We start from the raw sequence: 24643 nt of genomic DNA, 5'->3' as shown, positions 1-24643 counted from the left end.
TCCGCGGGGCCGCCGTTCCCTCGGGCCACCCCGCCCCCCCCCGACGGCGGCTCAGGGTCGCCCCCGCTCCGCATGGGAGGGGCGGGGCCGCAGGCCGTGCTCGAGGATCTCCAGGCTCCGCCCGATCTCGGCGTCCACCGCACCGGCATCGATGCGGCCGTCGACGGCCAGCGTGGACAGGCCGTGCACCAGGCACCACAGCGTCACCGCGACCGTGACTGGGTCTCCCGGCTCCACCTCGCCCGCCTCCTGCGCCAGCGCGACGGCGTCGATCAGGATCGCGCAGGTCCGGTCGTGGGCTTCGGTCAGTTCGGCGTACTGCGCGCGGGCCGTGATGCCCGTGCCCATCATCAGCCGGTACAGCTGCGGGTTGGCGACGGCGAAGGCGGCGTAGGCGCGCACGAGGTCGTGCACCGCGGACAGCGTGCCCGTGCCGCGTGGCGCAGCGCGGACCTGACGCTGGAGTTCGGCGTAGCCGTCCATGTTGATGGGTGAGTTGCGCGAGGTCTTCGCGAAGCGGTGGGGCAACGGGCCCGCGCCGGATCGCCGCCCCCACCTGGCGAGCGTGATCGTGTTCCCGGCCGAGCAGCCGCCGCGGGGCGGCGTCGACGGGCCGGGCGACCACCACGCCGATCGCTGAGCGCCCCACCGTGCCGGTGCCGTGGCAGCCGGCGCGGGAGGCGGCGGTTGACCACCGAGGCCGGGGTGTACGGCCGGCTCCGCGCGCGGCCCGTCCCCTCGGCGCCGGCCGCCCGCCTCAGGGCAGCAGGCTCTCCACCACGTCGGCCGCCCGCCCGGCCCCGCCCTCGGCGCGTACCTCCTCGCGCAGCTCCGCCGCCCTGCGCGCCACCGCCGGGTCGGAGGTCAGCTCCAGCAACGTACGGCGCAGCAGCCCCGCGGTGGCCTCGGCCGTGTCCACCCGTCGGGCGACGCCCAGCTCCACCAGCCGGTCGGCGTTGTCGAACTGGTCGACCGCCTGCGGCACGGCGATCATGGGCACGCCCGCGAACAGGCCCTCGCCGCACCCGCCCATGCCGGCGTGGGTGACGAACGCGTCCGCCTGCAGCAGGACCGCCGGCTGCGGCACCCAGGGGCGCACCTCGACGTTGCCCGGCACGCGGCCCAGGTCGGCCGGGTCGACGTGCCTGCCGATCTGGAGCACCACATGCCAGCCGGGCAGGTCGCCGAAGGCGGCCAGGCACGCGCGGTAGAAGGCGGGCTGCCGGGTGAAGGCCGACCCGAGCGAGACCAGCAGCACCTTGCCGGCTCCGGCGGGACGGCTCCAGCCGCCCTGGTGCGGGCGCTCTCCCAGGCACGGGCCGGTGAACGTCACCGCCTCGGTCTCGACCAGGTCGGCGTTCGGCTGCATGGCTCGCGGGATCAGCGCCACGGCCCGTTCCGGCCGCCCGGGGAAGGAGTCGACGTCAGTGGTGGTCGCCCCGGAGGTGGCCAGCCATGCGGCGAACGCCGCCCGGTAGGCCCCGGCGCCGGGCAACTGCCACAGGTGCGCGGCGACCTGCTCCTGGTATCCCTTCCACGCCACGTAGGTGGGTGACAGCTGCATCATCGGGCGGTCCTGCGACTCGGCGAGCGCCCTGGCGGCGTAGCCGCCGATGTCGTACAGGTACAGGTCGGCCGGGTCGCGGTCGTAGGCGGCGCGCAGCTGCGGCAGCATGCGGATGTTGTCGTCGAGGAAGACCCGCATCGCCTGGATGGGATCGGCGGGCCAGCCGTCGTCGGCGACGGGCAGGCTCGACTCGTACGGGACCAGCTCGGCACCCGTGGGCGTGATCAGGTGTGCCACGGCCGGGTCGTTGGCGTAGGTCACCCGGTGCCCGCGGCCCACCAGCTCGCGGATGACTTCGAGGCCGGGCAGGACGTGGCTGACGGCCGGGATGCCGACCATGGCGACATGTTTGCGTGACATGACAGAACTCTCTTCAGATCCACGGCCGTGCGGCTGTCGGGCTCCGGCGCCGGCCTGCGTATTCCCCAGCGGAGTCCTTCCCCGGGAAAGGATCAGGCTGCCGTCTTTCCGCTGCTGGAGAACACACTGGCCGCGGGTGGAGCGCACGGGCGCGCCGGGCGGGGGTGGAGCGCACGGGCGCGCCGGGCGGCCGCTCGCCCGGTGCCGGCCGGGTGAGCCGCGGCTGCCCGGCCGGCACCGCGGTCGTCGCGTGCGACCGGTCCGGCTACTTCCAGAAGTCGAGCCGGTGCGCGGCGGCGTAGTCGATCGGCCGGATCGCGCCCGGCGCGAGCGACTGGGTGCCGTGGGCGAGCCTGCGCCAGACCGGCAGCCCGCGGCCGTTGGGCGAGCCGGTGCGGGCGAAGTTCGTCCAGTACCCGACCATCTGTTCCGACAGCCTTTCCTGGGCGGGGCTCAGCCGGGCCTTCTCTTCCGGGAAGAGGTACGGCAGGTCACCGGCGTGGTAGGCGCCCCAGTCGAAGTCCACCTGCAACGGCAGGAACATCGGCGCCTGGCGGTCGGCGAACTCGTAGCCGTAGACGGGCACGTGCCTGGCGAGCAGGGTGTTCTGCTCGTGGGTGCCGCGCGCCCAGATCCTGTCGGTCATCACCGCCGCCCACGCCTGGCCGGGCGAGGCGTGCTCCGACAGCGGGTACCTGCGCATCACCCGGTCGGCGTCCTTGCCGAAGGCGGTCTTGAGCAGCGTGCCGTACTGCTCGGCGGTGACCGGCTTGCCGGCCGCGTCGTAGGTCATCCCCACGAAGATCCGGTGCTCGTCCTTGGTCGCGCCGGCCAGCACGGGAACCCGGTGGAAGCGGCCCTTCCTGATCGCCGTGGACGGCAGTTCGGGAAGCACCCTGTTGCCGTAGGCGTACACCTGGAAGGCGTTCATGATCTGCGGCACGTCGAGGATCTTCTTCACCGGCAGCGCGCGCAGGCACGCCAGGTCCTGGCAGCCCAGCCTGGCGGCGTACTCCTTGCCGACCGCCTCGGCGTCCCCGGCGCTGCGCCAGGCGAAGGTCGGCAGGGCCGGCATGCCGGGGACCAGGCTGCCCGCCGGCATGTCCATCATCGTCTCGCCGCTCTGCATGGCCACCCGCTGGAACAGGCCCTTGGCGCCGGGTGAGGTGAGGTGGCCGCCGATGGCGAGCGCGCCGAAGGAGACGCCGAACGCGGTGACGTTCGACGGGTCTCCGCCGAAGGCTGCGGCGTTGCGCCTGACCCAGCGCAGGGCCTCCTGCTGGTCCTGCAGGCCGTAGGTGCCCCCGTCCTCGAGGCCGGGGTAGCTGAAGCCGTTGAACACGCCGAGCCGGTAGTTGATCGTCACGACGACGACGCCGCGGGAGGCCAGCTTGCGGGCGTCGGAGAAGTGCCCGCCGCCGACCGCCCCGTCCCCGTGGATCCACACCATGACGGGACGGTCGCGTCCCGGCTCGCGAGGGGCGGTGACGTTGAGGACCAGGCAGTCCTCGGTCGTGCTGGAGATCGGGGCGTAGGGGGAGCCGACCTGCGGGCACAGCGGGCCGGGCCGGGTCGCGTCCTTGACGCCGTTCCAGCGCCCGGCGGGCCTGGGGCTCTCCCACCGGCCCGCGGTGGCGTACGGGATGCCCTGGAAGACGCGGTGCTGATCGGTCACGACGCCGCGCACGGCTCCGGTGTCGGTCGTGACGACGGCACCGTCCGACGGCCGCTGCGCCGGGCCGGTGCCCGTGACCATCCCGGCCACGGCGAGTGTCGCAAGAAGGATTCGCATGCCTCAACGCTGCTGGATCCCGCCCCGGCCCAGAAGATTCATCGATCCTCGATGATCCAGGACAAACGTCCCGGGACCCGGGTCCTCGGCGTCGCCGCCGCCCCCGGCCGCGCCATCGCCGCCAACACCGCCAACACCGCCGGGCCCCGAGCCGTAGCACGCGAGGTCGGCCGATGAGGCCGTCTGCCGGGTTCTTGATGTCTGGACTGCGAGGCGTTACCGCCCGGGAGTGGCGGGCGGACACGGCCTCACCGGTGTCTTGTCGTCAGCCCCGGAAAGGGTTCACGCCACCGCGGGTCCCGGCGAAAACCGCCGCGGCGGATCGCACCGAGGGGCGAGCACGCACCAGAAGGCCCTCCGCTCGGGTCCGGTCACCGGACGCGAAGCAGCCGTGAGTGGCCGGGTTGACGAGGTCAGTGGGACGAGGCGGGGATGTCGCGGACGCTGATCCTGCGGCGGAAGACCCAGTAGGTCCATCCCTGGTAGAGCAGCACCACCGGCAGGAAGACCACCGCGACCCAGGTCATGATGCCGAGCGTCTTCGGTGTCGCGGCCGCGTTCTCGACGGTCAGGCTGTAGGCCGGGTTGATCGTGGACGGCAGGACGTTGGGATAGAGGACGGCGAACAGGCTGATCACCGCCACGCCGATGGCGACCGCCGAGAACAGGAACGACCAGCCCTGACGCCCTCTGGCGATGGCGGCCAGCGCGCCGGCGAAGGACAGGACGGCCAGGGCGGCCAGGATCACCGTGCCGGCCTGGCCGCCCGCCAGCTGCGTCCAGGCCAGGAAGACCACCGCGAGGACCGCCGCTACCACGCCCGTCCGCAACGCCACCCCGGCCGCCCGCCCGCTGATCTCGCCGGTGGTCTTCAGGGCCACGAAGACGGCGCCGTGCGCGGCGAACAACGCCAGCGTCGTGAGCCCGCCGAGCAGGGCGTACGGGTTGAGCAGGTCCCAGACCGTGCCGACGTACTCGTGCCGGGCGTCGAGCTTCACGCCGCGCACGATGTTGGCGAACGCGACGCCCCACAGCAGCGCGGGCACGAACGACCCCGCGATGATGGCCGCGTCCCAGCGCCGCCGCCACGTCCGCGAGTCTCGCTTGGCACGGTACTCGAAGGCCACCCCGCGCACGATCAGCGCGAGCAGGATCAGCAGCAGCGGCAGGTAGAACCCGCTGAACAGAGACGCGTACCACTCGGGGAAGGCGGCGAAGGTGGCGCCGCCCGCGGTGATCAGCCACACCTCGTTGCCGTCCCACAGGGGGCCGATCGTGTTGATCATCACGCGGCGTTCGGTGTCGTCCCTGGCGATGACGGGCAGCAGCATGCCGACGCCGAAGTCGAAGCCCTCCAGGACGAAGTATCCGACCCACAGGACCGCGATCGCCACGAACCAGATGTCGGTGAGCTCCACTGTCCGATCCTCCTAGTAGGCGAACGACATCTCGCCGCCGTCGCGCGGTTCGCTCTCGTCGACGTCGGGCGGGGCCACCCTGGCGTACTTGATCATCAGGCCGGCCTCCACCACGGCCAGCACGCCGTACAGGGCGGTGAAGGCGATCAGCGAGGTCAGCACCGTGCCGGCGCCGACGCTGGGTGAGACGCCGTGGAGGGTCCTCATCTGGCTGAAGACGATCCACGGTTGCCTGGCCATCTCGGTGAAGATCCAGCCGAAGCTGTGGGCGAGGAAGGGCAGCACCACCGACCAGACGGCGGCCCGCCAGACCCAGTCCTTGCCGCGGATGCGCCGTCCGCGGGTCAGCCACAGGACGGCGACCGCCACCGCGGCCGCGAGCAGGCCGAATCCGATCATGAGCCGGAAGCTCCAGTAGGCGACCGGGATGTAGGGGCGGTAGTCGCCGGGGCCGAATCGCTTCTGGTACTCGGCCTGGATGTCGTTGACGCCCTGGACCTTGCCGTCGAACGAGCCGGTGGCCAGCTGGGACAGCAGGCCCGGGATCTCCAGCGAGAAGATCGGCTGCGTGCCGTCGAGCGTCCCGATGGTGAACAGGGAGAACGGCGCCGGCTGCTGGGTCTCGTAGAGGGCCTCGGCGGCGGCCATCTTCATCGGCTGGGTCTGCGTCATGATCTTGCCGAGCAGGTCGCCGGAGACCAGGCCGCCGAGGGCGCCGATCAGCACCACGACCGCGCCGAGCCGCAGCGACGGGCGGAAGACGTCGACGTCTCTGTGCCTGGCCAGATGCCAGGCGGAGACGGCCATGAGGATCACTCCCCCGGCCAGCCAGCAGCCGAAGACCGTGTGCGGGAAGGTGGCCAGCAGGACCTTGTTGGTCAGCACGGCCCCGAAGTCGGTCAGCTCGGCGCGGCCGTCGACCTTGAAGCCCACCGGCCACTGCATGAAGGAGTTGGCGGCCAGGATGAAGTAGGCCGACACGATCGTGCCGATCGCGACCACCCAGATGCACGCGAGGTGCACCCGTTTCGGCAGCCGGTCCCAGCCGAAGATCCACAGCCCCAGGAACGTCGACTCCAGGAAGAAGGCCAGCAGCGCCTCCAGCGCGAGCGGGGCGCCGAAGATGTCACCGACGAACCTGGAGTAGGAGCTCCAGTTCATGCCGAACTGGAACTCCTGCACGATCCCCGTCACCACGCCCATGGCGAAGTTGATCAGGAAGAGCGTGCCCCAGAACTTGGTCGCCCGCAGGTACGCCTTCTTCCCCGTGCGCACCCAGGCCGTGTTCAGGATGGCCACCATCAGCGACATCCCGATCGTGACGGGCACGAACAGGAAGTGGTACACGGTGGTGATCCCGAATTGCAGGCGCGCGAGATCCAAGGCATCCATGGGATGACTCTAAGTGTCCGATCGTGTTCCTATTGTCATGGCGCGCCGGGATCGCGAGCGGGGCGATCACCGCGATCGCGCCTCCACCCCCACCCTGCCGACACTACCCGAAGGGCACCGCTCGGGACCCTGGCTCATTTCGCGACGTTGCGCAGGTCGACGTCGTCGAAGTCGACGCTCACGTCGGCCGCGCTGTCCACCAGGAAGATGAGGCGCACCATGCCGACCTGCTTGCCGCGGGCCGTGGCGGGGATCTCGCAGTCCAGGCGCAGCGGTGTCCACACCCCCGTCGGGCGCAGGGTGATGACGGGCGAGCGGACCGAGCTGCCGGTGATCGGCGTGCCGTTCTGCTCCAGCAGGTCGAGCGCCAGCTGCACGCTCGCGCGCGTGCCGGCGGGCGCCCGGTAGGTGGTGGTCAGGCGGGCCAGCCCGGGCTCGATGTCGATGACCTGGCTGGGGCCGCCCCAGCCCTGACCGGTGACCCGCAGCACCGCCTCGCCGGGCGGGCGGGAGATGGCGCGGGTACCGGTGGAGCGGTCGAGCAGCTCCCACGGGGCCAGCCCGTCCTCGAAGGAGGGGTTTCGCACGAGCGACGGCGCCGGCACGCCGCGCAGGATGAGAGCGGCGTAGGGGTGTTCGGCGGCCAGGGCGCGGGCCCGGTCGGTGACCGGGCCGCCGTCCGGCTCGCGCACCCGCAGGTAGTCCACCAGCGTCCAGTACTCGCCGGGGTTCCAGCCGGTCCAGGTCAGGTTCGGGTGGGAGGCGGGGTTCATCTGCAGCACGAGCACCGGGTCGCGGGAGAACTCGGTGATCAGCGCCTGGCGGCGGGCGGCCAGGTCGAGGCGGCGCTGGAAGGCCTCGACGCCGCTTTCGAGGAGGGCGAGCGCGGCGGCCTGGTCGGCGGGGGCCTGGACGGGGCGGGGGTAGCTGAGCGCGGAGGCCTCGAAGAACTCGAAGGCCCGCCGCATGATCGTCGCCCTGGCCCGTTGCGCGGGCGTGACCGTGGCCGAGACGACCGAGTCGAGCAGGCTGCGGCTGCGCTCCAGGTCGGCCTCCTCCACCAGGTCGAGGTACTGCGGCAGGTTGAAGGTCTGGTAGGTCGCATCGGGCAGGAACCAGGGCGAGCCGGGCACCCGCTCGGTCCAGAACCGCTCCCACAGCGCGAAGTAGGCCGACAGGGTGTCGGCCGCGGCGGTGCCGACCGCGCGCTCGCACCACTCGCGGTTCAGCCGGTCGACGTCGGCGCCGGCGTTCCACAGCAGCTTGGCGGTGATCCAGGGCTTGGGGCCCTCGCCCCAGTTCGGGTACAGCTCGGCGTAGTGGGCGACGACGCCCTTGGCCTTGGCGTACCGGAGGGTCTCGGCGTAGCGGCGGGAGAACATCCGCGGTAACAGGTACGGCGCGCCGTACAGGTAGTCGTAGAAGCCGAGCCGCTCGCAGACCGCCAGCCACCGCTCGGTCAGCGCGTGCCCGTCCGCCTCGACCGCCGGATCGACCCACGCGTACCGGTCCTGCGTCAGGAACGGCACCACCCTCGGGTGCAGCGGGAAGGCGGGCGGCGTCTCCAGCGTGCGGTAGGCCAGCAGGCCGAAGTCCTTGCCGGGGTGGCGCTCCAGCACGCGTCGCACGACCTCGTTGACCCAGGCGTAGTAGGCGGGCACCGGGTCGGTCTCGGCGAAGCCTTCGCCGTCGTTGACGCCCAGGGAGAAGGAGCGGGCGGCGGGGTTGGCGGCGAAGTACTCCAGGATGCCGGTGACGGCCGCGTCGATGGTGCCGGGCACGGAGAAGGCGGGCTGCCAGCCGGTCAGCTTGCCCGGCGCGGGCGGCCGCCCGCCCGGATAGTACTCGGGGTGGGTCTGGCCGTACCTCTCGACGGGGAACAGGGTGTGCAGGTTGTGGTGGAAGGCGATGGGTTCGGTGCCGATGCCCTGCATCCTGTTGCGCTGCGCCCACTGCTGCTGCAGCGGGTACCTGGCATCACGCAGCGGGCTGAGCGAGCGCTGGGTGAAGGCCGGCTGCTCGTACACCTGGACCACGGGGATCCGCAGGGCCGCCAGCGCCGGCACGTCGTCGCCGTCGGGGCCAGGCAGCAGCCACCGGACGCCGACGTAGCGTTCGAGGAACTCGCGCACGCCGTTGGCGGTGCCCGCCGCGCTCGGGCCGGCGACGGTGACGGTGCCCTGATAGATCCTGATCACGAATCCGTCGGGGTCGAGCCCGGTGAGCAGGCGCGGTACGGAGGGGTCGGGCCCCGGCCCGCCCACGTGGATCGGGGTGAGCCCGGGCGCGGCCGAGCGGGGCAGGCGGACGCCGGTGGCCCGCTCGACGTAGGCGACGAGCTCGTCGGCGAGGGCTTCGGCGCCGGGAGCGGCGATGACGGCGGCCCTGGCCGTACCGGACAGGACGACGGGCAGTCCCTCCTCGGGCAGGAGGGCGGGGACGAGGGGGATGGCCCCCATGAGGCCGAGCAGCTGGCGACGGTTCATGGCGACTCCTATCGAGGACCTAAGACATAGGACATACCCTCGCCGTGACGCGCGTCAATGCCGGGGCCATAACGGCATAACATGCGCGCCGTTATCGGGCCCACGAAGGTTATAAACGGCACGACATAGGTGCATACCAGGCGATAAGGTCCTCCCTCGTGACTCTTTCTCATGACGTGGCCGGTGACGGCCCTGCCCTCGTACTGCTGCATTCCGGAGTGTGCGACCGGCGCATGTGGGATCCGCAGTGGGCGGCTCTCCTCGATGCCGGCTACCGGGTGATCCGCTGCGACTTCCGCGGCTTCGGCCGATCACCGATGCCCGACCGCCCCTACAACAACGCCGATGACGTGGTCGACCTGCTCGGCCACCTCGGCATCGAGCGGGCGGCGCTGGTCGGATCGTCCTTCGGCGGCCGGGTCGCCCTGGAGGTCGCGGCGCGCTGGCCGGACACCGTCACCACGCTGGCGCTGCTGTGTTCCGGCTCGCCCGAGCTGGTGCCGGGCCCGGCGCTGCGGTCCTTCGCCGAGCAGGAGGACGCGCTGCTCTCCGCCGGCGACGTCGACGCAGCCGTCGAGCTGAACCTCACGACCTTCCTCGGCCCGGAGGCCGACGACGCGACACGCGAGAACGTCCGCCTGATGCAGCGGCACGCCTTCGACGTCCAGATGGCAGGCGGCGAGGAGTTCGGGCAGATCGCGGCGGAGATCGACCTGAAGGCGATCACCGCCACGTGCCTGGCCGTGTCCGGCGGCCGGGACCTGCCGGAGTTCCGCGAGATCGCCACCGGCCTGCCGGGCCTGCTGCCCCGCGCCCGCCACGTCGAGCTGCCGTGGGCCGCCCACCTGCCCAGCCTGGAACGGCCCGCCGAGGTGACCGCCCTGCTGCTGGACTTCCTGGGCGCCTCCGACTGAAGCTCTCTGCGGGCGCCGGGGAGCGCGACGGCCGGCCCCGCCTCGACGGACAGGTAGCAGCGCGGCCCCTCGGGATCCGTCCCGAGGGGCCGCGAGGCTCAGGCGCCGGCCAGCGCCGCGGCGGCCAGCAAGGTGGCCGCCAGACCGCCCGCCACCACCAGGGCGGCCGCCGCCAGCGGCAGGCGCAGGCTCACCGCGCGCACCCAGGGCCGCGCCGCCGCGCCTGCCAGCACGTCCCGCCCGCGCAGGACGGCGAGGCCGACGCCGGCCAGCGTGAGCGCCAAGCCCACGCCGAACGCCGCCACCATGGCCAGCGCGAGCGCCGCCCTGCCGGTGATCAGGCCGGTGAGCAGCAGCAGGAACGCCGAAGGCGAGGGCAACAGCCCACCGGAGGCGCCGATCGTCACGATCCCCCGCCAGGTGAGCAGGGAGGCACCCGGCCCCTCCCCATGCCCGTGGCCATGCCCATGCCCGTGCCCATGTCCGTGTCCGTGGCCATGGCCGGGCGTACGGCGGGCGCGGAGGTGCCGCAGGAGCAGGCCCACGCCCACCCCCAGCACGATGAGCGCGGCCACCAGCTGCAACCACGAGGTCACCACACCCAGATCCGGCGCCGCGTCCATCGTGATCCACCACCCGACCGCCAGCACGCCCACCGACACCGTGTGCATGACCGCCACGACCACGCCGAGCAGAAGCGCGTCCCTGGCCCTGCCGTTGCCGCCGACCAGGTAGCCGGCCGTCAGCGTCTTGCCGTGACCCGGCGCGCAGGCGTGCGCGGCACCGGCCACCAGCGCCACCAGCAGGGCCAGCGGGAGCACCACATCCGAGGTGATCAGCGACGACAGCTCCGCCGTCCAGACCGCGGCCGGGCCCGCCGAGACGGGCCCGCCCGACCCGCCGTCGAGCGCCAGCGGATGGGCGGGAGCCGTGGCCGTGTGGAGCGCGCCGTGTCCGGCCGGGGTGGTGGACACCGTCCGGTAGTTCGCGTTGACGTCGGTCAGCGTGGTGATCGTCAACGTCACCGTCCCGACCTTCGCGGGGCAGCGGAAACGCAGAACCGCCCCGGAGGTGGCAAGAGCGTCGGTGCGGATCGTCGTCACCGGGCACGCCCTTCCCGCCTGCCCCACCGTGATGCGCGCGCCGAGGTAGTCGCGGACGGCGCCGGCCACCGGCCCGTCCCGCCAGGCGGGCCCGCCACCCGGCCAGGACGCGGGCCCGGTGGAGGAGGGCGAGGACGGAACAGCGGGAGGCGGCGTGCGCGTCCCGGTGGAGGAGGGCGAAGGCGCAACGGCGGGAGGCGGCGTGCGCGTCCCGGTGGCCGCCGCGACAAGGGCCGCGAGGTCGTCCTCGGCCGCCGACCAGGTCACCTCGACCGCATCACCGTCCGCGGTGACCTTCGCCACGAGCGGCGGGCCGAAGGGGTGCGCCCACCCCTGGCCCGCCGCTCCCAGCAGGACCGCCGCCGCCATGCCCGCCACCGCGAGCAGGCGGACCAGGACCCGTCGTCCAACCACGGTCACCGACCGGAACCGCCGCGCGGCTTCCTGGCCACCAGGGCGTGGACGGAGCCGTCGTCGGTCAGCGCGTAGAGCACGTTCCCGCTCACCGACAGCGCCGAGGCCACACCCCCGCCCAGGTTGTACTCGGCCAGCTTCCGCCCGCTCGCCCGGTCCAGCGCCACGACGCGCCCGTCCCAGGTCGCGGCGTACACCACGGACTCGGTCGCCAGGGCGTGCATGGCGGGCGAACCCGGCCCCGCGCCCGCGCACCCGGCCGCGACCCGCCACTTGTCGTCCATCGGGCTCTCGCCCGGCAGGTACCCGAGCGGCGTCTCCCACACCGGGGTCGCCGGCGTCGCCGAGGCCGTGTCGTAGGCCCTGACCACGCCGTCCATACTGGCCACGTACGCCATCGCACCCCTGGTGGCGGGGCTGGTCACCGGCGGAGGCCCGGGCTCGCACGTGCTCGAGGTGCCGAGCTTGGCGTGCCAGACGACCTTGCCCTGCGCCTGCACGTCATGGCCGCGGACGCCCGACATGGTCGCCGTCACCAGCCCCGCGTCGGTCAACACCGGGGAGGACTGGCTGAACAGGTCGCCGCCCGTGTCGACGGAGGACTGCTGCGTGCAGGTGGCCAGATCCATCGCGATCAGCGTCTGGCTGGACCCCGAGTGCAGGTAGGCGGTGGTCGAGCCGGGCCGCCGTACGGCGACGCTGTGGTACTCGCCCCAGCCGCCCGGCGCGGCGAACCCGCCGGGCAGGCGGGTGCCGGTCCTGGCGTCGCGGCAGCGCACGCCGTCCCACTCCTGGTAGACCGCCACGCTGCGGCCGTCGGGCAGGTCGAACACGCTCACGGGGCCACCGGCGCGGCCGTAGCGGCGCACCGTCGACCCGGTGACCTGCTCGGCGTCGATCGTCTCCCAGACCACCTTGCCGGTGCGCGCGTCGAGCGCGTAGACGCGGCCGACACCCGTGGTGAGGTACACCTTGCCGTCGTGAACGGTCGGGTAGGACTCGGCGTCGCCGTCCAGGTAGGTCCGCCACCTCTCGGCGCCGGTCCGCGCGTCGTAGGCGAGCATCATGCTGTACGGCGAGTCGAAGGCCTGCGAGGCGACGATCACCTTGCCGTCCCACACGGCGGCGCCGTTGAGGTGGAACTGCTCGCCGGTGTTGGCCGCCCAGCGCAGGTCGAGCGTGGCGCCCGGGTCGTCCTCGGCCGACGAGCGGCCCTGCTCGTCGCCGCCCTGCCTGGTCCACTCCCGGCCGGGCGACGGCCTGCCGAGCCGCGGCTGGCCGCTCACCGTGAAGCTGGTCGTGACCGCCGGCCAGGTCGCCCCCGCCGTGTCCTTGACGACCAGCTCGGCGGTGTAGCTGCCGGGCAGCAGGCCGGTGACCCGCTCGCTCACCCTGGTCCACGACACGTGCGCCTGCGGGCACGGCTCGGCCGTACCGCCCGGCGGGGTGTAGCAGTTGACGATGCCCTTGGGCGAGGTCGCGCGGCCGAACGGCATCGCCTTCTCGTGCCAGACGGTTCTGCCGTGCCGGCGCAGGGTCAGCGAGGCGGTCGCGGGGGTGCGGCCGTCGTCCTCGGCGTACACCTCGACGGGCACGCCCGAGCGGGCGCTGTGGACGCTGTCCTGGGCGGGGCTGACCAGGGCGACGTCGTCGTCGACCTCGAACTGGCGGCGGGTGCCGGTGATGTAGCCCTTGTCGTCGCCGGTGACGCCGCTGAAGTCGAGCACCTTGTAGTCGGGCCTGGCGGCGTCGATGCCGTAGGTGCCCATGTTGTTGACCTCGACCGACCTGGCGAACGCGCCGCGCCGGTACTCGGCCTGCTGGTTGTGACCCGCGGCGAACATCCGCACGTCGTACTTGGCCAGCTCGTCCACGGTCGGCTGCATGCCGGCGCCGGGGCCCCAGCGGGTGAACAGCGAGCGGTGGGCGAACACCAGCACCTGCTTGCCGGCGGCGTGCCTGCGCAGGTCCTCGCGCAGCCAGGCCAGCTGCGGGGCCAGGCCCCTGGCGTCGTAGTTGTCCTCGAGCACCACGACGTGCCTGCCGTTGCGGTCGAAGCTGTACCACTCGGGGCCCAGGTTCCTGCGCCAGTACTCCAGGCTGCCGCCGTACCCGGTGGAGGTGGCGGTGCCACCGACGTCGTGGTTGCCGATGACCGGATAGAACGGCATGCCGAGCCTGCCCTTGCGCAGGCCCTCACGCAGCAGGTCGTAGCCGCCCTGGCGGCGCGGCTCGGCGGCGTAGTCGGTGACGGTCAGGTCGCCCGTGGTGATCGTCATGGTGGCGCGGTGCACCTCGGACATCGCCTCGACGTGCCCCTGCCACTGCGGGAGGGCGGTCCTGGCCTCGGCGTCGGTGCGGTTGCCCACCTCGACGTCGGAGACCATCAGCCACTTCTCCTTGGGGTCGGCCGCGTTGGTGTCGGGCACCAGCGCGAAGTCGAGCCGCTGCCCTTCCTTCGCCTCGCGGAAGAAGGTGGGCACGTAGTCGTCGCGCAGCACCGGTGTGTAGCCGTCCGGCGAGACGACGGAGACCAGGTCGGTCTCCCTGCGCGCCCGGTCGACGGTCAGCGTGTAGCCGCCGTCGGCGCCGGTGGTCGCCCAGACCGCGCCGTCGGTGACGGACACGTTCGGCAGCCCCTTCTCGCCCTGGTCCCTGACGCCGTCGGCGTCACGGTCGGCGAAGACCACGCCCTCGACGGTCACCGGCTCGGCGGCCGCTCCGGCCAGCGTGAACGTCACGGGCGCGGCGAGCGGGTCGTAGCCGTCGTCGGCCAGGAAGTGCGCGCTCCAGGCGCCTTCCCCGAGCGCGGCGGTGGACAGGGTGACGGTGCCGGAGGCGAGCGGCGCCCTCACCCAGGTGCGGGAGGCGACCTGGCCCGGTTTGTCGGCGGCCGCGTACAGGCCGACCCAGTTCAGCGCGCCCGGCTTGTCGGTGGTGTAGCTGAAGGTGACCGGCTGGCCGGCCTTGGGGTTGGGGGTGGTCAGCGCCAGGGTGCCGGCGGCCGTCGCGGAGGGCGTCCCGCTGGGGGAAGGACTCGCGGCCGTCGCCACTGTCGTCGCATCTGTCGTTGCCTCTGTCGTCGTCTTCTCCGTGCCCTGCCCGGGGTCGGCGAGCGCGGCGCCGGGGGCGAGCACGACCACGGCCAGCACCGCCGCGACGGCCGTACCGACGGCCCGCCTCGGCGTGCGCCGGTCCGCCGGCCCGGAGCCCGGCAGGCGGCTGCCCGCCCGGCCCGTACGGCGGCGCAGCGCCGCCACCGCCACCCCCATCAAGCTCAGCGCAAGGATGAGCGCCAGGCCCAGGACCACCACCGTGAGCCGGCCGGGGCCGGCCGCGTGCGCGCCGGCGGCGTCGACCACGGGCAGCTCGGCCGTCACGTTGACGGTGGTGCCGTCGAACTCGGTGATGATCTCCGACAGGCCGCCGGACTTCAGCACGGCGCCCAGATCGAGCCCGTCCACCGCGCAGGGCCACGCGAGCTCGATGACCACCCCGTCCGGAATGCCCCCGGTGTCGCCGGACACTCCTTGCGCGGTGACCGGACAGCCGCCCGCGAGCAACCCCTTCGCCCAGGCGCCCGCCTGGCCGGGAGTGACGACATCCTTGTGCACAACCAAGCGACCGCTTGTTGAACTGGATGTGGCGTGCACGACGAGCTCGGCATGCTGCCTGCTGAGGTGTGCCGCAGCCGGAGCTGCGACGACCAACGAGCCGATCACGGCGGCGATTAACGCACAGAAGATCCGGACGGCATTAAATGTGTGATATGGCCTATATTGCATGCCGACTAAGCTAGACAAGTTGCCTGCCGCCGGACGAGCACCGGCAACGATGTTCACCCACCCGCCCCAAGAATTCACCCGTCGTCACCTCCTGGACCACGCCGGGCGGATCCACTCGGCGGCCGCCGGGCGATCCGTGCTGATAAATGACGCCCCGCCTCGCCCCCGGCACGGACCTGGACGACCTCCTGCAGGCGCTCATCACGCCGAGGCAACGCCCGAAGTGCCGCCGGCAGCCCGGGACAACGCCGTCCATGCCCTGCGGAGCAGCGTCAGCGCACCCGACATGGGCCGGGTGGCTGTGCGGCAGTTGCTTTGTCCGTCATCCGCCGGGGTGCGGGGGTGCGGGGGTGCGGCGGGTAGGCGCACGGCGACGGTGAGCCCGCCGGTGGGACGCGCGGTGACGGCGAGTGTTCCGTCGTGCGCGTGGGCGATACTCTTGACGATCGCCAGGCCGAGACCGACGCCCTCCCGGGTGAAGGACCGCTGGCCGGCACGGCTGAGCAGGATCTGCGCCTCGGCCAGGTCGATCGCTCGGGTGTTGACGATGTGGAGGCGTTCGACGAGCTCGTCGGCCTGCCGCCGCGGATCGTTGCGGGCCACGTCGGGAAGGGTCTGTGTGATCGCCAGCGGGGTGCGCAGGGAGCCAGCATGCTACCGGCGAGAATCCACCCTCCCAGGAGGCCGAACACCAGCAGGAAGGCCGGCACCGCGACCGCTGCCGGACCGAAGGCGCGCAGCCAGGCGCCCTACTCACCGTCCCCTCCCCCGAAACCGGTGCCGGACGCCGTGCCGATGCGGTACCCGACGCCGGGCACCGTCGCGATGACCCAGGGTTCGCCGAGCCGCTTGCGCAAGGCCGAGACCGTGATGCGCACGGCGTTGGTGAAGGGGTCGGCGTTCTCGTCCCACGCCCGTTCCAGCAGCTCCTCGGCGCTGACGACACCGCCTTCGGCGGCGACCAGCACCTCGAGAACGGCGAACTGCTTCCTGGTCAGCGCGACGTACCGCCCATCCCGGTAGACCTCCCGCCGGAACGGATCCAGCCGCAGACCGGCGATCTCCCGCACGGGCGGCCTGCTGTGGGCGCGACGGCGGTCGAGTGCCCGGAGCCTGAGCACGAGCTCTTTGAGCGCGAACGGCTTGGTGAGATAGTCGTCGGCGCCGAGCTCGAAACCCGAGGCCTTGTCGTCGAGCCGGTCGGCGGCGGTGAGCATGAGGATCGGCATGCCGCTGCCGGAAGCGACGATGCGTCGCGCGATCTCGTCACCGGACGGTCCGGGAATATCACGGTCGAGGACGGCGATGTCATACGGATTGACACCCAGCAACTCGAGAGCGGTCTCGCCGTCACCGGCGATATCGGCCGAGATCGCTTCCAGACGGAGCCCATCACGGATGGCTTCCGCCATATAGGGCTCATCCTCGACGATCAGTACGCGCATTCTGCCGATACTACGAACCCGAACATATCGTCGGCGTATCGGAAATCGCATAAGCGCTGGTAACACCACGCTGCCTTGACTGGCGGCATGAGTCTTCACACACCGGCGCGATCAGGAGTCGGCCGCGCCCGCCGGCTCGTAGTCGTCGGCCTGGCAGCGGTCATCGCCGCGATCGTCGCAACCCTCGGTTATCAGCTGGTCTCGTCGTCGGCCACCTCGTTCAGCGATGTTCTCGGCGAGCACCGGGGTGCTGCCGGCGAGGCTGACGGCGTCGTCCCCGACGGCGTGACGGTCTTCGACGACGAGTTCCCGGCTGTGGCCAAGCTCGATCCGGACCTGCTCGAGGCCCTGCGCCGAGCCGCGACCGACGCCGCTGAGGACGGCGTCGAGTTCCACGTCAACAGTGGATGGCGTTCTCCGCGGTACCAGCAACAGTTGCTCCGCGATGCCGTCTCCAGGTACGGCTCGCAAGAGGAAGCCGCGCGGTGGGTCGCCACAGCGGACAACTCCGCCCACGTGTCCGGGGACGCCATCGACATCGGACCCTTCGACGCGACGGCGTGGCTGTCCAGGCACGGCGCCGACCACGGGCTATGCCAGATCTACGGCAACGAATCCTGGCACTACGAACTGCGCCCCGAAGCAGCCGACCGTGGGTGCCCACCGATGTATGCCGACCCCACCGACGATCCAAGGATGCGGCACTGACCAACGCCGTCGGCGTATCCCGTCCCGGTGACCCCCACTCACCCTGCAGACCTTTCCCGACCGCGGCAGGCAGGCTGCAGAGCCGGGATCCGGTTGGAGCTGCTGATCGGGCCGCTGACGGGAATCTACGACCCGAACGGGCTGGGAGGCGTGGCGCCGTTGCCGCACGGCCGGGGTGCTGGACGTGAGGGTCGCGGCCGGCCGTACATCGTGAGCGAGTTCATCGCGGGCTCGCGACCCTCGACCGGCTCGAACGGCCGCGAAGCGGCCGGCGACCACGACAGGCGCCCGGGGCCGCCGCAGGACCGCCGCCGGCACGGCCGGGGACGCGAACAGGCCAGGTCGACGCGCTCAGCCGGTGGTGAAGGGCGGAACGGTGAGCGTGTCGACGCAGGAGGTGTCGTAGCCGCCGGAAGGCTGGTCGAAGAAGCCGACCAGTATCGCGCGGGCGCATGCGGATTGGTCGAACACGGAGTGGCCCAGCCCGGGGAACACCAGGACGCGCGAGCGGGACAGGCCGGTGGCGGCGGCAGCGGCCCACCGCGTTCCGGCGGGCCCGTCGAAGGTTCCCGACATCAGCAGGGCGGGCACGTCGCTGCGGGTCTGGGCCGTCACCCGCCGATCGGCGCGTCCGACGTCCCAGGCCGCGCAGTCGGGGAAGATCCGGGCGACGAACTCCTGCTGCGGCGGCAGCGACAGCACCCGGTCGGGGAAGTCGGGCAGCGCGGCCTGGCCCGCGGCCTGCACCTTCCGGCGGTCGGTGAAGGCCGCCTGCTCGCGGCAGACCACCCCGTAGAACAGGCCCCAGCCGACGAAACCGGGCGGGGAGTTGCCGGCCAGCACCGTCCTGGCCGCGGGCAGGCCGTCGCCGGCGGCCAGGGCGTGCACCGCGGCGGGCACGGTGGTCAGCGCCCAGGGCGGCAGGGCCGCCACCACGACCATGTTGGCCAGCTGGTAGCCGTCGAACACCACGGTGGTGGGCGGGGCTCCCGCCTGGCCGGGCACGGGCACCGTCAGCGGCCGGCGGTTCAGGCGCCGCACGGTGGCGGTGAACTCGGCCCGCAGGCCGGGGTAGGCCGCCTGGCAGGCCGGCTGGGCCGCGCACGCGGCGAACATGGCCTGGTACTGGTCGGCGGCGTTGGGCCACAGGCCTTCCAGGAGGTTGAGGTGGGGTGTGACGACGGAGTCCAGCACCATGCTGCGGATGCCCTGCGGATGGTCGCGCAGCAGTTGCAGGGCCAGATCGCTGCCGTAGGACACCCCGTAGACGTTCCATTCCTTGACGCCCAGCGCCGTGCGCAGATCGGCGATGTCGGCGGCGTTCTCGGTGGTGTTGTACGCCGACAGGTCGTAGCCCGTCCTGGCCAGCCGGTCGCGACATGCCCGGGTCGCCTCGACACCCTTGCGGGTGGTGTCCGGGTCGGTGGCCACCATCGTGACCGCCCGGCGGGTGAAGGCGTCGATCTCCGGACAGCTCAGGAGCGGCTCGGCGCGCCCCGTCCCCCGCTGGTCGACGAAGACGACGTCCCGGTCGGTGTTGATCGCCGGAGAGAGCCTGGAGACGGTGAAGGCGTCCAGCAGCCCGGACCCGCCGGGTCCGCCCGTCAGCCACACCACCGGGTCGGGCCTGGGCCGCGCCGCGGCGGCCTTGAGCCGGGCCACAGCGATCTTGATGGTGCGCCCGCCGGGCCTGGCGCGGTTCTCCGGCACGGTCAAATACCCGCAGCTGAACTCCGGCCCCAGCGCGGGCACGCCGCGCAGGATCGGCGCCGGACACGCCGCCGGGGCGTAGCGCGCCCGGGCGGCCGGCTTCGGCTCCTCGTTCGCACACCCGGCGGCCCCCGCCGCCAGCAGCACGGCAACGGCGAAGCCTGCCACCGCGCGCAGCCGGCGACCGGCGCGCCCGCTCGCCTTGACGCGCCTGTGGCTCGGCCAGAAGGTCCGCGTTTTCCTGTCCGGCCACGGACAGGTTCTCGACGGAGGTCGCCCGGCGTGCGTGCGCCCGTCCGCGTGCCGCGCGGCGCCCCGCCCTGCGCGGCGGCCCGGTTCGCCGTGCCCTGGTTCGCCGTGTCCCGGGCTGCCGGCGTGGACGGACACGGCGTCGGGTGGTGTGTCGGTCATCGTCCCTCCCGGCCGAGCCCGCGGGTCTGCCCGCCGGCGAGCCGGGGACGGCCTGGCGGCCGTCGCTTCCCAGCGGAGGCGTCGATGCCGGCGCCGACGTTCACGCCGTCCGGCCGGAGCGGTCCGGGATGAGCCCACCGGCCGGGGCCGGACCCACTACCCATTAGGCACCCGCCCCTGCGCATCCCGCAAGCCGCCCTTCGCGGCGGCACCGCAGGGTCCCGCCGGACGCCCACCACAGCTTTGCCGGACTGGCCGGACCGGGCCTCGGCGGTCCGTCGCGGACGCGCCCTCTCCGGCAGCAAGCGGCCCCGAAGGCGGCGATCAGCGGTGCCGCCGCACCCGGGTCCGGGCGGGCTTCACCCGACGGTCACCGCGAGCTTGCCGACCGTGCCGCCGGTGAAGTCGGCGACCGCCTGGGCGCCGTCGGCCAGGTCGTAGGCGCGGGCGAGCGGCACCCGCAGGCGGCCGGCGACCACCTCGGCGGCCAGGAAGGCCAGCGTGGCCGGGCTGGGGTCGGCCATGATCGCGGTGGCCTTGACGTCCTCGCCGTCCGGGACGAAGTGCAGCGTGGAGGCCAGCCGTCCGCCCGGGACCAGCAGGCCGGCCACCGCGGCGCCGTCGCCGGCCAGGTGCAGCGCGGCCTGCACCCCGCCGGGCGCCACCGCCTCCACCTGCGCCCGCAGGTCGTCGGGATCCACGACGTAGCGGGCGCCGAGCGCGGTGACGAAGGCGGCCTGGGCGCCGGGCCGGGCCGTGGCGATGACGGCGGCGCCGCGGGAGGCGGCCAGCTGGACGGCGTAGGCGCCCACCCCGCCGGTCGCGCCGGAGATCAGCACGCTCTCCCCGGGAGCCGGGGCCACGGCGTCGACCGCGTTGAGCGCCGCCGTACCGGCCAGGCCCAGCGCGCCGGCCCTGGCGTGGTCGAGCCCGTCGGGGATGCGGCTGATGCCGTACTGCTCGCCGACCACCACGTACTCGGCGAAGCCGCCCTGTCCGAGGGTGGGCCGCATGACCACGCCGAACACCTCGTCGCCCACCGCCAAGCCGCTCACCCCGGCCCCGACGGCCGCGACGCTGCCGGCGAAGTCCTTGCCGAGCACGACAGGGAACTCGTACTCGTAGACGCCCTTGAGGAATCCGCCCAGGACACCCAGGTCGAAACCGTTGACCGAGGCGGCCCGCACGCGCACGAGCACCTCGCCGGGGCCGGGCTCGGGGGTGGGCAGCTCGATGAGCGCGGGAGCGGCTCCGAAGCCGGAGAACGCGACAGCACGCATATCTGGTCACTCCTTGTTCGATGACGATGACGTCTGGCGCCGGCAGGCGCGGGACGGTTCCGGTCGCGGACGGTCCGCCCTCGTCGGGAAGGCCGTCCGGCCGGGCGCAGGCCTACCGCACTTTCTGTGCGTTGGTTATGCCTTGTGCGCGCCTCGAGTCTGGTCCAGAATGCCGCCATGACGGAAGAAGGCACTTTGACCAGCCCACCGCACACCGATGTGCGCGTCTCCGAGGACCACCATGTGTGCCAGCTGCGCGATGTGCTGGATCGGGTGGGCGACAAGTGGAGCGTGCTGGTCATGAGCCTGCTGGGCGACGGCCCCAGGCGGTACTCCGAGCTGCAGCGCGCCATCGAGGGCATCTCCCAGCGCATGCTCACGCTGACGTTGCGCAGCCTCGAACGCGACGGCCTGGTCGAACGGACGGTCACCCCGACCTCGCCGCCACGCGTCGACTACGCCCTGACCCCTGTCGGCCAGACGCTGTCCGGCCAGGTGAGCGGGCTGATGCGCTGGGCGGAGCAGCACCGCGCGTACGTGGCCGAGTCCCGCCGCCGCCACGACCTCGCGGCAGCCGGTTGACGCGGCAGCGGGCCGCCTGCCGTACGGCGGGGCCACCGCCCGGCCGCGATCACGGCCACAGCCGGCCGCGCAGCCAGGCCGATCCGGTGCGCTCGTAGCGCAGGCGCGTGTGCCTGCGCTCGTGGTCGGCCTGCCAGAACTCGACCTCCTCAGCGGTGAGGGCATACAGCGTCCAGGCGGGGGCGACCAGGTCCGGGTCGGCCGTCACCCGGGCGTAGGCCTGCTCGAAGGCGGCGTCGAGCTCGGCCGGGTCGTCCAGCGGCTCGGACTGGCGGCCGATGAGCGCCTCGGCACGCGAGGCCGGCGGGCGCGCCAGGAAGTCGGCGGCGCCGGCCTCGGCCCCGGCGGGCGCGACCGGGCCGCGGACGCGGATCTGGCGGCCCAGCTCGGGCCAGTAGAAGACCAGGGCCGCGTGCGGGTTGCCGGCCAGATGGCGGCCCTTGGCGCTGTTGGCGCCGGAGGCGAAGAACCAGCGGCCGTCCTGGCTGACGTCCTTGCAGATGAGCACGCGGGCGGCGGGACGGCCGTCGGTGTCGGCGGTCGACAGCGTCATGACGTGTGGTCCGAGCACCCGCGCCTCGATCGCCTCCCCCAGCCAGCGCGCGAACAACGCCACCGGCTCGTCCGGAGCGGCCGCGGCGTCGAAGTCCGGCAGCTGGTCGGGGAAGACCGGAAGGGACCGCAACAGATCGCGCACAGTCATCAGGCCATCTCCTCCTGGGTCATGGCGTTCGGGTGGGATCTCCGCCATCATGCCGAATCCGGACCGCCGGCGGTGAGCGGGTGCCGCCGGACGGAGGCGTCCCTACCGGTCGAAGTGCCGGATCGGGTGGCCGGACGGATCGGTGGTGAGCCATGATCCGTCCGCCAGGGGTTCGAGGGCGTAGGGGTTGCCGGCGTGCCCGTCGAGTTCGTCTTCGACCTGGCCCGTGCGCAGGTTGACGCGCCAGTGGCGCAACCACTCCCGCTCGTCGTCGCCCTCCCCGCCGAGGGTGACGACGGCCGTGTCGGCAGTGAGGTAGCCCCCGCCCCATTCGACGAAGGTGTCGTCAGGGTCGTGGCCGAAGGCCTCGACCGGCAGCTCGAGCGTGACCTCACCGTCCGGCCAGGCGTGGAAGGCGACGTCGGCCTGCTCGTGGTCGACGGTCATGAACTGGGCGCCGTCGGGCGCCAGGGCGATGAGGCACCGGTCGTCCCACGGGTAACGGACCAGGTCCAGCCGGTCGCCGCTCAGCCTGCCCCGGAACAGGGCCGTGCCGTCCTGGCCCTCTCCTACGTCCAGGAGAAGGTGCTCGCCGTCGGGGTGGCGCACGTGCCGGCCGCCGTGCCCGGCCGTCTCCAGCTCCGCCTGCGCGATGACCTGCCCCGTGTGCGCGTCCAGGGTGACCCATCGGTCGGGCCGGTCCCGCCCGGCCATGCTGTCGGGCCGGTAGACCCAGACCACACGGCCGTCGAGGGACAGCACGCAGCCGGGCCAGTGCCCGTACGGCTCCGTCGACAGCGGCTCGAACGGCGAGCGCCAGAGCTCGCTCCCGTCACCGGCGACGCAGACGGCGGCGTCCAAGGTCGTGTAGACGGCGCGGCGCAGATCGGCCGCGGCCGTATGGTCGACGACCTCGTCGCCCGCCGACGGCCGGAACACCCGCGCCGGCGACAGCGTCCCCCGGCCGTCGCCGGCCAGGTCGTAGGCGCAGATGCCGCCGTCGACGAACCGTGTGAAGATCTGGAGCGAACGAGGGGTCCGAAGCATGTCCAGGAGGTTAGCGCGAACTCCCGGGCCTGCCCGCCGGGGCTGTCGTCCGGCGGCGGCCGGCCGGGAGCCCGTCGAAGGTGCCGGCACCGAGGAATCCCGGCATCCGGCCGGCCGTACCCGATCAATCGGGCTGTCCCGTTCCGGCCAGGCGCAGGCGGGTGCGGGACGGGGCCGACGGGGGCAGCGCGGCGAGGATGTCGGCGAGGGTGACCCCGGTGAGGCTGCCTCGCCACGCCTGGTGCGCGTCGGCCATCTTCTCAGCGAGGATGCAGGTGCTGCGGCAGTCCTCGGCAGGCAGCGCTCCGCGCCCCTGCCGGCGGATCTCCCGGCACTCGTACGGCGAGGAGTTGCCGTCGACGGCCTCGACGATCTGCAGGAGCGTGATGTCGGCGGCGGGCCGCCCGAGCCGGAACCCGCCCCGCGGCCCCGTGGTGGCGCTCAGCAGGCCGGCTTTGACCAGCGCCTTCAGCTGCTTGGCCAGGTAGGGCGCCGGAAGGTCGTAGTACTGCGCGAGCTGTGTCGTCGACGCGCTGGCTCCCGGTTCGAGCTGTGCCAGCGTCGTGGCGCAGTGCAGAACCCATTCCGTGCTCACAGGCAGCTTCACGACCCCGAGCCTATCGCAGACATTACGGACCTTTTTAGTCCGTGATAGGTTCCAGTGGAACCCCTTCGAACAGGAGAGACCACCATGAGGATCGCAGTCGCCGGCGCGACCGGACGCATCGGCGCCCTCACCGTCGCCGCCCTCGAACGGGACGGCCACGACGTCGTGCGCATCAGCCGCTCGCTCGGCGTGGACCTGTCGACCGGCGACGGCCTCGGCGCCGCCCTGGCCGGCGCCGAGGCCGTCGTGGACGCCACCAACGCCCCGGCGGCCGGCCCGGCCGAGACGGTGGCCCGCTTCGGCACCGCCACGCGCAACCTGCTGGCCGCCGAGGAACGAGCCGGCGTCCGCCACCACGTGCTGCTGTCGATCGCCGGCATCGATCGCGTCGAAGGCAACGCGCACTACGCCGGCAAGCGGGAACAGGAGCGCCTGGTGGCCGCCGGAGCGGTGCCGTGGACGATCGTGCCGGCCACCCAGTTCCACGACTTCGCGGAGATGGTGACCGGCTGGACCGAGCAGGACGGCATCGCCACCATCGCGCCCCTGCTCGTGCAGCCGATCGCACCCGCGGACGTGGCCGACGTCCTGGCCGAGATCGCCGTCGGCGAGCCGCAGGGACGCTACGCCGACGTCGCCGGTCCCGAACCGCAGGACCTGGTGGACATGGCCCGGCGCACCCTCCAGGCGCGCGGCCGCACGGTCAGGCTCGTGCCGACGTGGTCGTCGACGGTGTTCGGCCCGGAGATGGCCGGGGACACGCTGCTGCCCGGCGAGGGCGCCCGCATCGCGCCCACCACCTTCGACGAGTGGCTGGCCGCCCAGCGGTAGAGCCGCCGGCCGATCACCCGCTCACCAGGGGCGGGTGGCCGGGCAGGCGTGGCCGGCCGGCCATGCCTGCGTCACAGATCCTTCGGTG

21 protein-coding genes are annotated in these 24643 nt (G+C 72.8%); 6 read left to right on the top strand and 15 right to left on the bottom strand.

All coding sequences use genetic code 11. The annotated features are described in order from the left end of the window. Positions 1–51: 51 nt before the first annotated feature. Positions 52–483 carry a TetR-like C-terminal domain-containing protein gene (locus ACWEVS_RS30260; RefSeq protein ID WP_452554251.1) on the bottom strand — a complete coding sequence of 144 codons (432 nt, stop codon included), beginning with the start codon at positions 481–483 and terminating at the stop codon, positions 52–54. Between the two features lie 4 nt (positions 484–487). Here ACWEVS_RS30260 and ACWEVS_RS30255 point away from each other — a divergent pair, with 4 nt between their 5' ends. After that, positions 488–640, top strand: coding sequence for a hypothetical protein (locus ACWEVS_RS30255; protein WP_452554250.1), 153 nt, complete (start codon positions 488–490; stop codon positions 638–640). Between the two features lie 117 nt (positions 641–757). On the opposite strand, the gene ACWEVS_RS30250 is transcribed toward ACWEVS_RS30255, so the two are convergent. Beyond that, complete coding sequence (locus ACWEVS_RS30250; protein WP_452554249.1) at positions 758–1927, bottom strand: macrolide family glycosyltransferase; 1170 nt, start codon at positions 1925–1927, stop codon at positions 758–760. Between the two features lie 265 nt (positions 1928–2192). Beyond that, positions 2193–3719: a carboxylesterase/lipase family protein gene (locus ACWEVS_RS30245; RefSeq protein ID WP_452554248.1), complete on the bottom strand. Its 1527-nt coding sequence runs from the start codon at positions 3717–3719 to the stop codon at positions 2193–2195. 51 nt (positions 3720–3770) lie between these two features. Between ACWEVS_RS30245 and ACWEVS_RS30240 the strand changes: the two genes are divergently transcribed. Next, on the top strand, positions 3771–3896 hold the full coding sequence (locus tag ACWEVS_RS30240; RefSeq protein WP_452554247.1) for a hypothetical protein: 126 nt from the start codon (positions 3771–3773) through the stop codon (positions 3894–3896). A gap of 236 nt (positions 3897–4132) precedes the next feature. Here ACWEVS_RS30240 and cydB read toward each other — a convergent pair whose 3' ends face one another. The 3 genes from cydB to ACWEVS_RS30225 all read right to left on the bottom strand — a co-directional run bounded on the left by cydB (position 4133) and on the right by ACWEVS_RS30225 (position 9015). Next, positions 4133–5137, bottom strand: a complete 1005-nt coding sequence (gene cydB, locus ACWEVS_RS30235) for a cytochrome d ubiquinol oxidase subunit II (RefSeq protein WP_452554246.1) — start codon at positions 5135–5137, stop codon at positions 4133–4135. A gap of 12 nt (positions 5138–5149) precedes the next feature. Further along, positions 5150–6529 carry a cytochrome ubiquinol oxidase subunit I gene (locus ACWEVS_RS30230; RefSeq protein WP_449923585.1) on the bottom strand — a complete coding sequence of 460 codons (1380 nt, stop codon included), beginning with the start codon at positions 6527–6529 and terminating at the stop codon, positions 5150–5152. A gap of 134 nt (positions 6530–6663) precedes the next feature. Then, complete coding sequence (locus ACWEVS_RS30225; protein WP_452554245.1) at positions 6664–9015, bottom strand: DUF4838 domain-containing protein; 2352 nt, start codon at positions 9013–9015, stop codon at positions 6664–6666. Between the two features lie 158 nt (positions 9016–9173). On the opposite strand from ACWEVS_RS30225, the gene ACWEVS_RS30220 reads away from it, so the two are divergent. Continuing rightward, complete coding sequence (locus tag ACWEVS_RS30220; RefSeq protein ID WP_452554244.1) at positions 9174–9929, top strand: alpha/beta fold hydrolase; 756 nt, start codon at positions 9174–9176, stop codon at positions 9927–9929. 98 nt (positions 9930–10027) lie between these two features. On the opposite strand, the gene ACWEVS_RS30215 is transcribed toward ACWEVS_RS30220, so the two are convergent. The 4 genes from ACWEVS_RS30215 to ACWEVS_RS30200 form a co-directional block, all read right to left on the bottom strand. Continuing rightward, entirely contained in the window at positions 10028–11452 is a 1425-nt protein-coding gene (locus tag ACWEVS_RS30215) for a hypothetical protein (RefSeq protein WP_452554243.1), read from the bottom strand. After that, the gene (locus ACWEVS_RS30210; protein ID WP_452554256.1) at positions 11449–15060 is read right to left on the bottom strand and encodes an outer membrane protein assembly factor BamB family protein; all 3612 of its coding nucleotides are present in this window, start codon (positions 15058–15060) and stop codon (positions 11449–11451) included. The genes ACWEVS_RS30215 and ACWEVS_RS30210 overlap by 4 nt, the downstream gene beginning before the upstream one ends. 372 nt (positions 15061–15432) lie before the next feature. After that, entirely contained in the window at positions 15433–15834 is a 402-nt protein-coding gene (locus ACWEVS_RS30205) for an ATP-binding protein (RefSeq protein ID WP_452554242.1), read from the bottom strand. Between the two features lie 146 nt (positions 15835–15980). After that, entirely contained in the window at positions 15981–16676 is a 696-nt protein-coding gene (locus ACWEVS_RS30200; protein ID WP_452554241.1) for a response regulator transcription factor, read from the bottom strand. A gap of 75 nt (positions 16677–16751) precedes the next feature. Here ACWEVS_RS30200 and ACWEVS_RS30195 point away from each other — a divergent pair, with 75 nt between their 5' ends. Continuing rightward, a complete protein-coding gene (locus ACWEVS_RS30195) occupies positions 16752–17384 on the top strand; it encodes a M15 family metallopeptidase (RefSeq protein ID WP_452554240.1) in 633 nt (210 codons plus the stop codon). 351 nt (positions 17385–17735) lie between these two features. Here ACWEVS_RS30195 and ACWEVS_RS30190 read toward each other — a convergent pair whose 3' ends face one another. Together ACWEVS_RS30190 and ACWEVS_RS30185 are read right to left on the bottom strand one after the other, a co-directional pair. After that, positions 17736–19262, bottom strand: coding sequence for an alpha/beta fold hydrolase (locus ACWEVS_RS30190; RefSeq protein ID WP_452554239.1), 1527 nt, complete (start codon positions 19260–19262; stop codon positions 17736–17738). Positions 19263–19864: 602 nt separating this feature from the next. Beyond that, on the bottom strand, positions 19865–20785 hold the full coding sequence (locus ACWEVS_RS30185) for an NADP-dependent oxidoreductase (RefSeq protein WP_452554238.1): 921 nt from the start codon (positions 20783–20785) through the stop codon (positions 19865–19867). 177 nt (positions 20786–20962) lie between these two features. Between ACWEVS_RS30185 and ACWEVS_RS30180 the strand changes: the two genes are divergently transcribed. Then, positions 20963–21367: a winged helix-turn-helix transcriptional regulator gene (locus ACWEVS_RS30180; RefSeq protein ID WP_452416145.1), complete on the top strand. Its 405-nt coding sequence runs from the start codon at positions 20963–20965 to the stop codon at positions 21365–21367. Positions 21368–21416: 49 nt separating this feature from the next. Here ACWEVS_RS30180 and ACWEVS_RS30175 read toward each other — a convergent pair whose 3' ends face one another. From ACWEVS_RS30175 to ACWEVS_RS30165, 3 genes are all read right to left on the bottom strand, one after another. Beyond that, positions 21417–22070, bottom strand: coding sequence for a pyridoxine/pyridoxamine 5'-phosphate oxidase (locus ACWEVS_RS30175; RefSeq protein WP_452554237.1), 654 nt, complete (start codon positions 22068–22070; stop codon positions 21417–21419). A 102-nt stretch (positions 22071–22172) separates the two neighbouring features. Continuing rightward, complete coding sequence (locus ACWEVS_RS30170; protein WP_452554236.1) at positions 22173–23117, bottom strand: hypothetical protein; 945 nt, start codon at positions 23115–23117, stop codon at positions 22173–22175. 124 nt (positions 23118–23241) lie between these two features. Further along, positions 23242–23724 (bottom strand): RrF2 family transcriptional regulator, encoded by a 483-nt coding sequence (locus tag ACWEVS_RS30165; protein ID WP_354917772.1) that lies wholly within the window; start codon positions 23722–23724, stop codon positions 23242–23244. An 84-nt stretch (positions 23725–23808) separates the two neighbouring features. Between ACWEVS_RS30165 and ACWEVS_RS30160 the strand changes: the two genes are divergently transcribed. Beyond that, positions 23809–24555, top strand: a complete 747-nt coding sequence (locus ACWEVS_RS30160; protein WP_452554235.1) for an SDR family oxidoreductase — start codon at positions 23809–23811, stop codon at positions 24553–24555. Positions 24556–24643 lie beyond the last annotated feature (88 nt).

This window comes from Nonomuraea sp. NPDC003754 (genome assembly GCF_053605785.1).
The sequence above is the reverse complement of the archived record's forward strand: the minus strand, read 5'-3'. Positions and strand labels throughout refer to the sequence as shown.

Excerpts from the sequence above, each read along its gene's own strand:
- ACWEVS_RS30175 (WP_452554237.1), bottom strand. The coding sequence starts at position 22,070 with ATGACTGTGCGCGATCTGTTGCGGTCCCTTCCGGTCTTCCCCGACCAG.
- ACWEVS_RS30170 (WP_452554236.1), bottom strand. The coding sequence starts at position 23,117 with ATGCTTCGGACCCCTCGTTCGCTCCAGATCTTCACACGGTTCGTCGAC.
- ACWEVS_RS30250 (WP_452554249.1), bottom strand. The coding sequence starts at position 1,927 with ATGTCACGCAAACATGTCGCCATGGTCGGCATCCCGGCCGTCAGCCAC.
- ACWEVS_RS30160 (WP_452554235.1), top strand. The coding sequence starts at position 23,809 with ATGAGGATCGCAGTCGCCGGCGCGACCGGACGCATCGGCGCCCTCACC.
- ACWEVS_RS30260 (WP_452554251.1), bottom strand. The coding sequence starts at position 483 with ATGGACGGCTACGCCGAACTCCAGCGTCAGGTCCGCGCTGCGCCACGC.
- ACWEVS_RS30225 (WP_452554245.1), bottom strand. The coding sequence starts at position 9,015 with ATGAACCGTCGCCAGCTGCTCGGCCTCATGGGGGCCATCCCCCTCGTC.
- ACWEVS_RS30245 (WP_452554248.1), bottom strand. The coding sequence starts at position 3,719 with ATGCGAATCCTTCTTGCGACACTCGCCGTGGCCGGGATGGTCACGGGC.
- ACWEVS_RS30200 (WP_452554241.1), bottom strand. The coding sequence starts at position 16,676 with ATGCGCGTACTGATCGTCGAGGATGAGCCCTATATGGCGGAAGCCATC.
- ACWEVS_RS30180 (WP_452416145.1), top strand. The coding sequence starts at position 20,963 with ATGACGGAAGAAGGCACTTTGACCAGCCCACCGCACACCGATGTGCGC.
- ACWEVS_RS30185 (WP_452554238.1), bottom strand. The coding sequence starts at position 20,785 with ATGCGTGCTGTCGCGTTCTCCGGCTTCGGAGCCGCTCCCGCGCTCATC.
- ACWEVS_RS30240 (WP_452554247.1), top strand. The coding sequence starts at position 3,771 with ATGATCCAGGACAAACGTCCCGGGACCCGGGTCCTCGGCGTCGCCGCC.
- ACWEVS_RS30255 (WP_452554250.1), top strand. The coding sequence starts at position 488 with ATGGGTGAGTTGCGCGAGGTCTTCGCGAAGCGGTGGGGCAACGGGCCC.
- ACWEVS_RS30230 (WP_449923585.1), bottom strand. The coding sequence starts at position 6,529 with ATGGATGCCTTGGATCTCGCGCGCCTGCAATTCGGGATCACCACCGTG.